Source organism: Lewinella sp. IMCC34183 (assembly GCF_003390915.1).
Taxonomy (GTDB): Bacteria; Bacteroidota; Bacteroidia; order Chitinophagales; family Saprospiraceae; genus Neolewinella.
This window is the reverse complement of sequence record NZ_QMEM01000002.1, coordinates 38457-50782: the sequence shown is the minus strand read 5'-3', so window position 1 is coordinate 50782 and position 12326 is coordinate 38457. Positions and strand designations below refer to the sequence as shown.

Genomic DNA, 12326 nt, shown 5'->3' with positions numbered 1-12326 from the left:
CTGCCGCGCCACGTTCTCTCCTGAGGACGTGGCGCGGCTCGTTTACGGCGGGTCAGGGCGCGCCGATACCGTCCCAGCACAGGTACTTGATGGTCAGGAAGTCCTCGATCCCGTAGCGGGAGCCCTCCCGGCCGAAGCCGCTCTCCTTCACCCCGCCGAAGGGGGCCACGGCCGTGGAGATCATCCCGGTATTGATGCCGACCATGCCGTACTCCAGGGCCTCGGCCACGCGCCAGATGCGGGCGTGGTCGCGCCCGTAAAAGTAGGCGGCCAGTCCGTAGGGGGTGTCGTTGGCCTGGGCGATCACTTCCTCCTCCGTCGTGAAGCGGAAGACCGGGGCCACCGGACCGAATACCTCTTCATGGGCGATGTCCATGGAGGCGTCCGCGCCGAGCAGCAGGGTCGGTTCGTAGATCAGCTCCCCCGCCGGCGACCGCCGGCCGCCCAGGGCCAGTTCGGCTCCCTTGTCCACGGCGTCCTGCACCATGCGCTCCACCTTTTCGAGCGCTGCCGTATTGATCAGGGGGCCGATATCGGTACCCGACGCCGCGCCGTCGCCCACCCGCAGCTCCGCGATGGCCCGCGAGAAGGCCGCGACGAATTTATCGTAGATACCCGCCTGCACGAAGATGCGGTTGGCACACACGCAGGTCTGCCCCCCGTTGCGGTACTTGCTGGCCATTGCACCCGCGACCGCGCCCTCCACCTCCGCGTCGTCGAAGACGATGAAGGGGGCGTTGCCGCCCAGCTCGAGCGACAGGCGCTTGAGCGTTCCGGACGCCTGCTTCATCAGTTCCTTCCCCGTGGGCGTGCTGCCGGTGAAGCTCAGTTTGCGGATCCGCGGGTCGTGCGTAAGCACCCCGCCTACTTCCGCGGGGCGGTTGGTCGTGACGACGTTGAGGACGCCCGGCGGTATGCCGGCCTCCTGGGCCAGGTAAGCGAGTGCCAGTGCACAGAGCGGGGTGTCCTCCGCCGGTTTGACCACCACCGTGCACCCGACGGCCAGCGCCGGGGCGACCTTGCGGGTGATCATGGCGATGGGGAAGTTCCAGGGCGTGATGGCGGCCACCACCCCCACCGGTTGCCGGATGGCCAGGATGCGGGTACCGCTGCGGTGGGTGGGGATCACGTCGCCGTAGGCGCGCCGCCCCTCCTCCGCGAACCACTCGATGAAGGAGGCTCCGTAGGCAACCTCACCGCGGGATTCCGTCAGCGGCTTACCCTGTTCGGCGGTCATCAGGGCCGCCAGGTCGTCCTGGTGGGCGAGCAGCAGGTCGAACCACTTCCGCATAATGGTGGCGCGCTCGCCGGCCGTCCGGTCCCGCCACGCGGGAAAGGCCGCCGCCGCGGCGGCGACGGCACGTTCGGCGGCCGCGGCGCCCAGGTCGGGCACCGAGGCGATCACCGCGCCCGTGTAGGGGTTGCGGACGGGAAAGGTGGCGTCGTCGTCGGCCGCGATCCACTCGCCGTTGACATAGGCACGGTCTTGCAAAATACGGGGTTCCCGGAGGGTCATGGCAGGGTAATTTCAGCGGGGTGACCTTCGGTGAATTCCGAACATCCGGCCCCCGCGTTTCGTAATATGAGTATCAGATTAACAAACAAAACACATTAATTATGCAACTCGACAATATAAAAGTAGCCGCACTAGCCACCACCGGATTCGAAGAGGTGGAATACACCAAACCCCGTAAGGCCCTGGAAGATGCCGGTGCCACCGTGCATCTCGTAAGCCCGCAGTCGGGCTCCATCAAGGCATGGGATATGACCGACTGGGGTGATGAGCACAAGGTGGACATCACGCTCGACAGCGCGAAGGCCTCCGACTACGATGCCCTGCTCCTGCCGGGTGGTGTACTGAGCCCCGACGACCTGCGCATCAATGAAAAGGCCCTGGCCTTCGTAAAGGAATTCTTTAAGGCCGACAAGCCGGTAGCGGTCATCTGCCACGGTGGACAGACCCTCATCAACGCCGACCTCGTGAAGGGCCGTACCATGACGGGCTACGTCTCGGTCCGTCCCGACCTGGCCAACGCCGGAGCTAACGTGAAGGATGAGGAAGTAGTCGTCGACGGTAAGCTCGTTTCGAGCCGGAACCCCGACGATATCCCCGCCTTCAACAAGAAGATGATCGAGATCTTTGCCAAGAATGCCGTAGCCATGAGCTAGGGATTTTTTGATCACCGACCACCGAAAGGGGTTGGAGCGTGCATCTGTCGGCTATCCTGCGTAGCCGGCGCACGCTCCAACCCCTTTCAATTTTTACCCATGTTATCCTTTACCTTCAGCGGCACCACGGTGGTGCTGGCCATCGGTGGGTTGTGCCTGCTCACGGCCTGCGCGGTGTTCCTCCTACGGCGGCACCTGCACGCCCGTCCGGCTACCGCCGGTGCGGCACGGGACGTCCTTCGTGATTCCCCAGCCATCCACCGGTATTCCCTCTGCGCGGCGCTCCTCCTGGCCTTTCTGACCATCAACTGGACCGAGTACGGCGCCGCCACGGTCTACGCGCCGGGGCCTGTCTTACTCGACGAGATCATGCAGGAAATCCCGATCACCCGCCGGGACCCACCGCCCCCACCGCCGCCGCCACCCCCGCCGGTCATTGAGCCCGTCCCCGACGACCAGGCCCCCGCCGTGCAGCAGCAGGACCGGTCGGTCACCGAAGAGGAGCCGGTCCACTTCGAGGAGCCCCGGATTCTACAGCGCTCCGAGCGGCCGGCGCCCCCGCCGCCACCGCCCGCGCCCCCGCCCCCCGTCATCGACGATGCCCTGCCGTTCGTAGAGCGCATGCCGGTCTTCGGGGAAGACTGTCCCCAGCTCTCCGGTGCCGAGCGCAAGGCGTGCTCCGACCGGGCGCTGCTGAGCTTCGTGCAGCAGCGGGTGAAGTACCCGGCCCTGGCCCGCGAGAACCGGGTCGAGGGCACGGTGGTCATCCGCTTCATCGTCGAAAAGGACGGTTCCGTTTCCGGTATCGAGGCCGTGCGGGAGGTACCCGCCGGCTGTACCGAGGCGTCACTGCGGGCGATCCGGGAAATCAACGCCTCCGGGCGGAAGTTCACGCCCGGTCTCCAGGCCGGGCGTCCGGTGCGGGTCATCTTCAACTTACCCGTAAAGTTTAAGCTGGACTAAGCTTCTGACTCCCAACTGCCTAGCCGTTGCACGGGGGAAGAAAAGCAAATTTTTGTCCCGATAGCTTGCAGCTTCGCGGCGGATGACTGTATATTTGCCGTCGCAATCGAGCAGGAAGCTGCTTAGCTGCACCAAGGTTTGGTAGTTCAGTTGGTTAGAATGCCGCCCTGTCACGGCGGAGGTCGCGGGTTCGAGTCCCGTCCAGACCGCAAAGGGTCTCCCAGTTTGGGAGGCCCTTTTGCGTTTGGGGTAGGCTGGTTGACCGGCCTGGTCGCTGATTGGCGAGGTTGGGGTGGGAGCCTTCTCTCTATATGGCGCGCGCTCGGAGAGCGCATCGAACCGCGCTGCCGGAGGCAGCATCGTACTTACGGTGGTGGAGGTAGCAGATCATCATCCCGCTCGGAGGCAGGTTGCCGATCTGAATGAACGCTTGGGGGGTTGCTGCTGCGCTATGCGCCGGTAGGGCTGCCCTACCTACTTGAACAAGTCGCCGAGGCTGCCGCCGCCCTTCTTGCCTTCTCCGCCGCCGAACATGCCCTTGGTCAGTCCGCCGAGCAGTTCGCTGGGGTGGAGGCCGAGGGTGGAAATCAGGCTGCCCTGGTCGATCTCGTCCGTGTCGCCCGCCTCGCGGGTCTTTCCGGCCAGTTTGCCGAGGATGATCGGGAGGGCTACGGAGGCCACCTTGTCGGCTACACTGGCCGGAAGGTTGAGCCGTTCGGTCAGTTTGCCGATCAGCTTGCCGGCGATGCTCCGGTATACGGTATTCTCTACGAGGCTACCCGACGAGGTACCGCCCGTGGCTCCACGGAGCATGTCCAGAATACCGCCGAGATTACCGCCGGCTGCGGCTTCGGTGACGCCCTCGGTCACGGATTCCCGCGCCAGGGGTACGGTTTGTTCGGCCTGCCCGGCGTCCAGGCCGGTGCGCTGGGAAAGTGAGGAGACGAGTTCTCCCTTTACGGCGTCGATAATGGAGGCTAGCATATCAGGATATTTTAAAAATTGGCATAAAAAAAGAAGCACCACCCGGGGGGTAGTGCTTCTCGTTGGTGTCTGGTTTAGTAGCAGAGCTGCGGTGCGGGCTCGGTCCGGGCGTAGTTGAGGATCTTTTCGATGATCCGACGACGCGGGCTGAACCGCACCTTGGGCAGGTTGGCCTGGGCTTCGACCAGGCGGGTGAGTTCGGTGACGAGTGCGGGATCCGCAGCCAGGGCGGCTTCGGTGGCGCGCACCTGCTCACCGGTCGCTTCACCATAAACGTAAGCGACTAAGTCTTCTTGTGTAAAAGATTGCTTCATGGAAAGAGTGTTTGTGTTATTCAAAAGTGTAAAAGCGAGACGCCGGCCGGCCACAGAACGTGGTACCGGGGACGTCTAAAAGTAGGGATTTATTCCCTAATCCATTCCTGTGTCCTATACAATCCTGTCCAGTGTTTCCCCCGAACGTAGAGTACGTCGGGGTTGCCGTCCTCGTACCATACTTCAAGTCGGTAAGAGGAACCCTTGCGCGGATCGAGGATTGTTCCCCCCTCCCACGCGTGGTCGTCACTGTCGTTGGCCCGGAGCCCTTCGATAATCTCGAGCCCCAGAATAGGTTTATTTTTCTTGTTGCCTTCGCATAACTCGCAAACGGCCGTAACGTTGCCGGAAAGAATCTGCGCGATTTTACCGTAATAGCCGCCTCGTTTGGCGTATATCTCTACTACGCTCTGGGTCTCCCCGCTCTCGTCGTCGATGGTCTTCCAGCGTCCGACGGGGCTGTCAAGCTGCGCGAAAAGCGGGCTAAGCAGCAGAAAACTCAGGGTGAAGAATAGGTACTTCATCGCTTGTTGGGGATATAACGGTCCATGGGGTCCCCATGGTGTTGCGTTAAGGTATTTTCTTAATTATACCTGAAAAAAGCGTCCCGGACCGCCGTACCACACTCACCTGTCGGGGGGAAACCGCTTACCTCCCGGTAACGATCTTTCCCTCACGGTTACCTACCGTAATCTTGCGGCTGTCCTCCAGCCAACTTTGCACCTGCGGGCACGCCGTATAGCGTTCGTCGATCTTGATGAAGGTAGTGCCCACCTTGCTCTCTATCCAGTCGCTCAAAGATTCCTGCTGTTTCGCATTGCGGGTGGCGTCCTGGATCTTGGCGTAATCCTGGCTCAGCGTAGCCCGGTGGGGGGAGGTGCGCGACTGTAGCTGTACCACCCGAAGCAGGGGCTCGCGGGTAGGGCTGCGGAACTCCATGACCTCGCTGATGGAGTCGACGGGCAGCTCGTCGATGGCGAAATATACATCGGGATCGAGGTCGCCGATCTCGAAAAAGGTGTTGCCGCTGGCGGGGTTCGACATGCGGCCGTCGTTGTTGTAACTCTGCACTTTGTCGTAACCGAAGCGCTTGACGGCGTAGCTGAAGTCGAAGGTGTCCACCCGGATCAGGTGCGCGATGCTATCGAGGAAGCTGCGCGACTTTTCCATGTCGGCCTCGGTAATTTCGGGCTGCAGCAGGATGTGGCTGACGCGGATCGAGTTACCGCGCCGGCCTACCAGCTTGATCAGGTGGTAGCCGAACTCGGTCTCCACCACGCCGCTGATCTCCTCGGGGTCGAGGTTATAGGCGGCCGCTTCGAACTCGGCCACGAATTTGCCGCGCTTGGTCCAGCCGAGGTCGCCACCGCCGCGGGCGCTGCCGTCGGTACTGTTCTGCCGGGCGGCCTCCTCGAAGGTGATGGTGCCGTCAATGATCTGCTGCCGCAGGGCCTCCAGCCGGGCTACGACGGCGGATTTCGTGCTGTCGTTTGCCGTGGGGTGTACCACCAGCTCCCCGACCTCCACCTCGGAGTTGAAATACGGCAGGCTGTCGCGCGGGATGGCGGCGAAGAAGTTTTTCACCTCGGCGGGCGTCACCTTGACCTCGCTGACTACCGAGGCGCGCATGCGGTCCACGGCGAGTTGCTCGCGCAGGTCCTCGCGGAATTGCTCCTTGGTCGCCGTGATGCTCTGTCCGTAGTAGTCTTCGAACTGGTTGATGTCGCCGCCCATGTAGCTGAGGATGCGGTCGATCCGGGCGTTGAGCTGCTGCTCTACCTCCGCGTCACCCACTTCTATACTGTCCAGTTTGGACTGGTTGTACAGCAACTTACCGACGAGCGCCTGGTCGAGCATGGCGCAGCGGGCTTCGGGGGGGAGGGCGGCGTTATTCTGGGATACGGCGAGGGCGTACTGCTCTTCGAGGTCGGAGAGCAGGATGTACTCGCTGCCCACGCGGGCGATCACCTCGTCGATCACGGCGCCCTGCTGGGCGAAAGCGCTGGCGCTGAAGAGGCACAGCAGTAGGGCGAGGATGTTGTTCATGGTTGCCGTTTAACGGTTGGTAAAAAATTGAATGTTGTCGCGGCGGAGTTCCTTCTCGAAGATCTCCTCCCGCGTTCGCTCCAGCACGTCCCGCTTGCGGCCGTGCAAAATGGCCCGGCGCGCCTGGTTTTCGACGTAGCTAAGCGGAGCGATTTCCATGCGGGGCTTCAGTTCGAAAAGGCGAAAGTAATACCGGTGCGTCCCGTCGAGCTGACTGAACTCCCGCTTGGAGTTCACATTGTCGGCCGTCAGGGTGCCTTCGGGCAGCTGCTGGGCGATCTCGTCGAGGCTGTACCAGGCCGAATCGTTGAGCAGGGCCACCTCGGCGTACTTACCCGCGTACACCCGCAGGGCGGAGGTGTCCTGGGGTTTGCCGTTGTTCCAGAGCGCCTGCAGCGCTTCCTCCGCCGGGGTGGGGTAGGGCACCCGCACGAAAAGACAACGTACGATCGGCTTCTCTAGTTGGTACTGGTTTTTGTTGGCATCGTAAAAGGTCTGTAATTCCGCCTGGCTGATCGTGCTGTCGAGTTTGGTACTCACCAGCTGTTCCTCGTAGCTGCTGCGGACCAGGCTGGCGCGGTAGTCGCGTACGAGGCGGTCGAGGTTGAGGTCGCTGGGCGTGTTCTGCTCGCTTTCCCACAGCAGGATGGCGTCGCGGGCCCACCGGTTGGCGAAGGCCTCGATGATGACGGCGCTATCCGCGGGCGACGCGTTCTCCGGGAACATACCCTCCATTTCCGACAGGCGCAGCTCGCGCTGGTGCACCCGGGCCAGTACTGGGTCGTCCGGGTTTTCCGGCTCCGGTTGTCCGCAGGCCAAGGCGCCGGTCAGGGCGGTGGCGGCTATACACCAGAATAGCTTCAAGATTCGATGAGTTTGGCCAGTACTTTCTGATTGCGCTTCACCGCGAACTTGCGCCGCAGTGCCTCTACCCACTCGCGTTCGAGCTGGTCCTGGTAGTCGGCGATCACGTAGCCGCGGGCTTCGGCGAGCTCCTTGCGGCGGGCCGGTTCCACGTCGGCGACCAACTGGAAGGTGGTACTGCCGGCGGTCACTGTCGGCGCGGTGGCGCTGCCGGCCTCCATGGTGAGGCCGTCGGGGAGCCGGTCTTCCTCGTAGCGCTCTTCGCCCACGGCTACCCCGGTGCCCGCGAAGTGGTCGGCGGTCGCTTCGGGATCGTGGGTCCGGGCGTAGCTGAGCACCTCGGCGGGGGCGGGCCCGTCGCCGGTTACGGTGAAGGTCAGTACGTGGGCCTGGGGCCCGAATCGGTAGTCGTCGCGGTGGGCGTCGAAGAAGGCCTGCAGGCCCGTGGAGTCCTCGCCGGCCTTGTCCCACACCTCGAGTTTGGTTGCCTCGAACAGCAGAATGCCTTCGCGGTACTCGCGCATCAGGGCCCGGAATTCCGGGAACTGCTTCTCCAGCTGGGCCTCGGCGTAGGCTTGTACCTGTTCGTCGGTCCAGCTCTCGAAGAGGAGGTCCGCGGCACCGTCGGCCTCGTAGCGGCGCTCCAGGCTGGCGCGCAGGCGGGCGTTGCGGGTGAGGTAGTTCGCGAAGTCGGATGCCCGGAGCTCCCGGTCACCGACCTGCAACAGCACCTTGTCGTCCCCCGCCGGCGCCAGGTCGGTGTCGAGGAGGAAGAAGGTGGAGTCGAGTCCGGCCACGAAGTCGGCGTAGTTCGCTTGCATCTTTTTGGTTCCGTATTCCTTAGCCAGGCGTTGCAGCAGCGCCCGCTGCGCGTCGGCGTAGCGGACGTCGTTGCGCACGGCCGCCTCCAAGAGAGGACGCTGCTGTTCCAGGGGTTGCATGCCGCGCCGGGAAATGCGCTTGAGAACGTGAAAGCCGACGGGGCTTTCGATCACGTCGCTGATGGCGCCGTCGCGCTCCAGGGCGAAGGCCGCCCGCTCGAAGTCCTTGTTGTAGCGGTTGATCCCGAAGAACCCGATGTAGCCTCCCTGCTGCCGCGTCTCGTCGTCCTCGCTGTATTCCGCGGCCACGTCCTCGAAGGAGGCTCCGTCGGTCAGGGCCTGCCGGGCGGCCTCGGCCCGGGCGCGGGCCGCGGCGGTTTCCACGTTGTCGCCCTTACGGATCAGTATGTGGGCGATCTCTACCTCCCCGTAGGCGGGCCGGCTGCCGTGCCGGAGAGCAATGTGGTAGCCGGCGGGCGTGCGCACCGGGCCGACCACGGCACCGTCTTCGGCGCCGTAGAGGGCCTCCTCCAGGCGGTACATGCCGCGCGGCAGGGGGGCGCTCACGTAGCCGATACGCCCGCCGCGGTCCTTGCTGTAGGCATCCTCGCTGTACGTGCGGGCCTGCTCGGCGAAGTTCTCCGCGGTCACCTCGTCCCGAAGTTCCCGGGCGCGGCGGTATACGGCCAGCGTATCGGCCGGGTCGCCGGACGGCAGCGTAAGCAGGATGTGGCTGAACTCCACATCGCGTTGCTGCCGCGCGTAGAGGTCCTCGACCAGCTTGTCGGTCACTTCCCGGTCGACGAGGTAGTTGTTGGCCAGCTGGCGGCGGTAGCCCTCCAGCTCGTTCTGTAGGGCGGTCACGGTGTCCAGCCCCATCTCGTTCGCCCGCGCCACCTTGAGTTTGAAGCGCTCGTAGAGGTCCAGGTACTCCATGACGCTGGCGCGGCTGAAATCCGCCTCCCCGCTGTTGGTCTTGGAATAGATGTACCGAAATTCGCCCACCGTTACGGGGGCCCCGTCGACCGTAAACAGCACGTCGTCGTCCTGCTGGGCAACCAACGGGAAAGAAAGGGACAGCGCGCAGGCGAGTCCGAGAATAAGCTTAGTCATGCTTGGCATTTGTGTCTTCCAGCGTTTAACTCCTGGCCCGGTCGGGCCGCAAAAGTAACCCCTTTATACCCATCCTTATTGTGATAGCCCCCCGACCTCACCGGCCGGTCGGGTGCCGTACATTCGTCCCATGCCCGCCCCAACCCCCCCGCCCTGGTCCGAACTCGCCGCCCGACTTACCGGCGAGCTGGAAACCGACGACCTGCACCGCATCCTCTACGCCACCGACGCCAGCGTATACCGCGAGCTTCCGCGCGCCGTCGCCTGCCCGCGCACCGAGGAGGACATCGTAGCCTGCGTCGACTTCTGCCGGACCCACGGTATCCCGCTGACCCCACGCGCCGGGGGCACGAGCCTGGCCGGACAGGCCGTGGGCAACGGGCTGGTGCTCGACGTGAGCCGCCACCTGCGCCGCATCCTCGAGATCGACCCCCGGGCGGGCTACGCCATCGTGGAACCGGGAGTCGTGCGCGACCAGCTCAATGCCCTGCTGCGCCCCTTCGGCCGCTGGTTCGGGCCCAATACCAGCACGGCCAACCGGTGTACGCTGGGCGGCATGTTCGGCAACAACAGCTGCGGCAGCACCAGCATTACGGTGGGCAGTACCCGCGATCACGTACTCGAGGCCCGTGTAGTCCTGGCCGACGGCAGCGTGCACGACATCGGCGGCGGCGCGCAGGTGCCGGGGGATTCCCGTCTCGGCGAAGTCCAGCGGTTTCTGGACCGAACGCTTCGGGATCCCGACACCCGTGCCCGCATCGCGGCGGCCTATCCCGCCGAGGCCGTCACCCGCCGCAACAACGGTTACGCCCTGGACCTGCTGGCGCGACAGGCTCCCTACACCCCCGACGGCCCCCCCGCCAACCTGTGTACCCTGCTGGCCGGATCGGAAGGCACCCTGGCCGTGACCACCCGCCTCAAGGTCCGCATCCTGCCCCTGCCGCCCGCCGGCTCGGCGGTGGTGGCCCTGCACTTCCGCACCATCGACGCCGCCCTGCGGGCTACCCAGCTGGCCATGGAGACCGAGCCCTTCATGTGCGAGCTGATGGACGATACCATCCTCAACCTCGCCCTGCGCAACCACGACCAGCGCAAGAACGCCGCCTTCGTATCTGGTAACCCCCGCGGGCTCCTCCTGGTCGAGTACCGCGCCGCCACCGACGGGGAGGCCCTGAAGTTGGCCAATGCCCTCGGCGACCGCCTTACCCGGCCCGGATCGCTGCCCGAGCCCGCCTACGCCGCACCCGCGCTCGCCGCCCAGGAGAATACGGAGAAGGTGTGGGCCCTGCGCTCGGCCGGCCTCGGGATCCTTGGCAACATGGTCGGCGACGCCAAGGCCGTCGCCTGCATCGAGGATACCGCCGTGGCGCTGCCCGATCTGGCCGACTACATCGCCGAGTTCAGCCAGCTGATGGAGACCTACCACCAGAACCCGGTCTACTACGCCCACGCCGGCGCAGGGGAGCTGCACCTGCGGCCGATCCTCGACCTCAAGCAGTCGGACGACCGCCGGCGCTTCCACGACATCACCCGCGACGTGGCCCGCCTCGTCAAGAAATACCGCGGCAGCCTCAGCGGCGAGCACGGCGACGGGCGGGTCCGGGGGCAGTTCCTGTCCGACATGCTCGGTCCGGAAGTCTATCAGCTGCTCGTGGACCTCAAGCGCGCCTGGGATCCCGAATTCCTGCTCAATCCCGGCAAGATCGTAGAGGCGCCCCCCATGAATGAGGAGCTGCGCTACGCCGCCGACCAAACGACGGCACAGTACGTTACCACCCTCGACTTCGGGGCGGAGGGCGGCATCCTCCGGGCCGCCGAAAAGTGCAACGGCTCGGGCGACTGCCGCAAGCTCACGGGCGGGGCGATGTGCCCGAGCTTCCGGGCTACCCTGAAAGAGAAGGACAGTACCCGCGGCCGCGCCAACGTGCTGCGCGAAGTCCTGACCCGCAACCAGAACGAGGACCCCTTCGCCCACCCGGCCCTGGCCGAGGCCATGGAGCTGTGCATCAGTTGCAAGGCCTGCCACAGCGAGTGTCCGAGCACCGTCAACATGAGCCACCTGCGGGCGGAGTACCTCCACCAGAAACGACAGGCCGAGAAGCCCGACCTCCGCACCCGCCTGGTGGCTGCCAACGAAACCCTCTACCGCCTCGGCGGCAAGGTGCCCGGCGTGGCCAACGCCCTGCTGGACCTGGCCGGCCCCCTCGTAAAACGGGTAGCGGGGATTGCCGAGGAGCGGTCGCTGCCGCGCTTCCCCGGGCGGTCGCTGCGGGCGTTCTACCGCCGCGAGCGGCCCCGCACGGCGGGCCGGCGGGGCAAGTTGTACTTCTTCGGCGACGAATTCATCAACTACCAGGACGTCGCGGTGGGCGAGGCGGCCCTCCGGCTCTGGTGGAAGCTGGGCTACGATGTCGAGTGGCCCGAGCACGGTAGCAGTGGCCGCGCCCACTTGAGTAAGGGGTTGCTGAACGAGGCCCGCGCCTTCGCCCGGCAAAACGTCGCCGCCTTCCGCGACCGGGTAGGGGAGGAGGCGCCCCTGGTGGGACTGGAGCCGTCGGCGATCCTCGGCTTCCGCGACGAATACCCGCTGCTGCTGCGCGACGAGGAGGAGGAAGCGGCCGTCGCGCTGGGCACTCATTGCTTTACCTTCGACGAGTGGCTCTACCGCGAGCACGCCCTGGGCCGGATCGGTGCCGCCGATTTCGGCGATGCCCGCCGCGAACTGGTGGTGCACGTCCACTGCCACGAGAAAGCCCTGGGGGAAGCCCACAAGTGCGCCGCCGTCCTGAGTCTGCCGCAGCACTTTACGGTCACCCTGCTCGACAGCGGCTGCTGCGGCATGGCCGGCAGCTTCGGCTACGAGGCGGAGCACTACGAGCTGAGCCGAACGATCGCCGAGCAGTCGCTCTTCTCCAAGGTGCGCGACCGCCGGCCGGGCGTTGACATCGTGGCCGCCGGCACGAGTTGCCGGCACACGGTGAAGGACGGACTAGACGAGCGGGCCTGGCATCCGGCCGAGGTGCTGTGGTCCAGCTACGAAGCAGGAGCGTAG

General features: G+C 65.0%; 10 protein-coding genes and 1 tRNA gene. 4 read left to right on the top strand and 7 right to left on the bottom strand.

The genetic code is table 11. The features are described from left to right. Nucleotides 1–52: 52 nt before the first annotated feature. Complete coding sequence (locus DQG19_RS05485) at nucleotides 53–1516, bottom strand: NAD-dependent succinate-semialdehyde dehydrogenase (protein ID WP_116125239.1); 1464 nt, start codon at nucleotides 1514–1516, stop codon at nucleotides 53–55. Between the two features lie 101 nt (nucleotides 1517–1617). Between DQG19_RS05485 and DQG19_RS05480 the strand changes: the two genes are divergently transcribed. The 3 genes from DQG19_RS05480 to DQG19_RS05470 all read left to right on the top strand — a co-directional run bounded on the left by DQG19_RS05480 (nucleotide 1618) and on the right by DQG19_RS05470 (nucleotide 3341). Then, nucleotides 1618–2169 carry a type 1 glutamine amidotransferase domain-containing protein gene (locus DQG19_RS05480; protein WP_116125238.1) on the top strand — a complete coding sequence of 184 codons (552 nt, stop codon included), beginning with the start codon at nucleotides 1618–1620 and terminating at the stop codon, nucleotides 2167–2169. A gap of 99 nt (nucleotides 2170–2268) precedes the next feature. Next, nucleotides 2269–3132, top strand: coding sequence for an energy transducer TonB (locus tag DQG19_RS05475; RefSeq protein WP_116125237.1), 864 nt, complete (start codon nucleotides 2269–2271; stop codon nucleotides 3130–3132). A 135-nt stretch (nucleotides 3133–3267) separates the two neighbouring features. Then, nucleotides 3268–3341: transfer RNA gene (locus DQG19_RS05470), tRNA-Asp, on the top strand. Between the two features lie 265 nt (nucleotides 3342–3606). On the opposite strand, the gene DQG19_RS05465 is transcribed toward DQG19_RS05470, so the two are convergent. From DQG19_RS05465 to DQG19_RS05445, 6 genes are all read right to left on the bottom strand, one after another. Then, nucleotides 3607–4116 carry a DUF937 domain-containing protein gene (locus DQG19_RS05465; RefSeq protein ID WP_116125236.1) on the bottom strand — a complete coding sequence of 170 codons (510 nt, stop codon included), beginning with the start codon at nucleotides 4114–4116 and terminating at the stop codon, nucleotides 3607–3609. 74 nt (nucleotides 4117–4190) lie between these two features. Beyond that, complete coding sequence (locus DQG19_RS20800; RefSeq protein ID WP_157974339.1) at nucleotides 4191–4430, bottom strand: hypothetical protein; 240 nt, start codon at nucleotides 4428–4430, stop codon at nucleotides 4191–4193. Between the two features lie 89 nt (nucleotides 4431–4519). Further along, a complete protein-coding gene (locus DQG19_RS05460) occupies nucleotides 4520–4954 on the bottom strand; it encodes a DUF2147 domain-containing protein (RefSeq protein ID WP_116125235.1) in 435 nt (144 codons plus the stop codon). 124 nt (nucleotides 4955–5078) lie between these two features. Then, nucleotides 5079–6476, bottom strand: a complete 1398-nt coding sequence (locus tag DQG19_RS05455; protein ID WP_116125234.1) for a peptidylprolyl isomerase — start codon at nucleotides 6474–6476, stop codon at nucleotides 5079–5081. Between the two features lie 9 nt (nucleotides 6477–6485). Beyond that, nucleotides 6486–7340, bottom strand: coding sequence for a hypothetical protein (locus DQG19_RS05450; protein WP_116125233.1), 855 nt, complete (start codon nucleotides 7338–7340; stop codon nucleotides 6486–6488). After that, nucleotides 7337–9274: a peptidylprolyl isomerase gene (locus tag DQG19_RS05445; protein ID WP_198661665.1), complete on the bottom strand. Its 1938-nt coding sequence runs from the start codon at nucleotides 9272–9274 to the stop codon at nucleotides 7337–7339. Before DQG19_RS05445 ends, DQG19_RS05450 begins: the two co-directional genes overlap by 4 nt. A 130-nt stretch (nucleotides 9275–9404) precedes the next feature. Here DQG19_RS05445 and DQG19_RS05440 point away from each other — a divergent pair, with 130 nt between their 5' ends. Next, complete coding sequence (locus tag DQG19_RS05440; RefSeq protein ID WP_116125231.1) at nucleotides 9405–12326, top strand: FAD-binding and (Fe-S)-binding domain-containing protein; 2922 nt, start codon at nucleotides 9405–9407, stop codon at nucleotides 12324–12326.

What these genes read in the sequence shown, in the direction of transcription:
- DQG19_RS05485 (WP_116125239.1), bottom strand. Translation starts at nt 1,516, where the DNA reads ATGACCCTCCGGGAACCCCGTATTTTGCAAGACCGTGCCTATGTCAAC.
- DQG19_RS05480 (WP_116125238.1), top strand. Translation starts at nt 1,618, where the DNA reads ATGCAACTCGACAATATAAAAGTAGCCGCACTAGCCACCACCGGATTC.
- DQG19_RS05475 (WP_116125237.1), top strand. Translation starts at nt 2,269, where the DNA reads ATGTTATCCTTTACCTTCAGCGGCACCACGGTGGTGCTGGCCATCGGT.
- DQG19_RS05465 (WP_116125236.1), bottom strand. Translation starts at nt 4,116, where the DNA reads ATGCTAGCCTCCATTATCGACGCCGTAAAGGGAGAACTCGTCTCCTCA.
- DQG19_RS20800 (WP_157974339.1), bottom strand. Translation starts at nt 4,430, where the DNA reads ATGAAGCAATCTTTTACACAAGAAGACTTAGTCGCTTACGTTTATGGT.
- DQG19_RS05460 (WP_116125235.1), bottom strand. Translation starts at nt 4,954, where the DNA reads ATGAAGTACCTATTCTTCACCCTGAGTTTTCTGCTGCTTAGCCCGCTT.
- DQG19_RS05455 (WP_116125234.1), bottom strand. Translation starts at nt 6,476, where the DNA reads ATGAACAACATCCTCGCCCTACTGCTGTGCCTCTTCAGCGCCAGCGCT.
- DQG19_RS05445 (WP_198661665.1), bottom strand. Translation starts at nt 9,274, where the DNA reads ATGACTAAGCTTATTCTCGGACTCGCCTGCGCGCTGTCCCTTTCTTTC.
- DQG19_RS05440 (WP_116125231.1), top strand. Translation starts at nt 9,405, where the DNA reads ATGCCCGCCCCAACCCCCCCGCCCTGGTCCGAACTCGCCGCCCGACTT.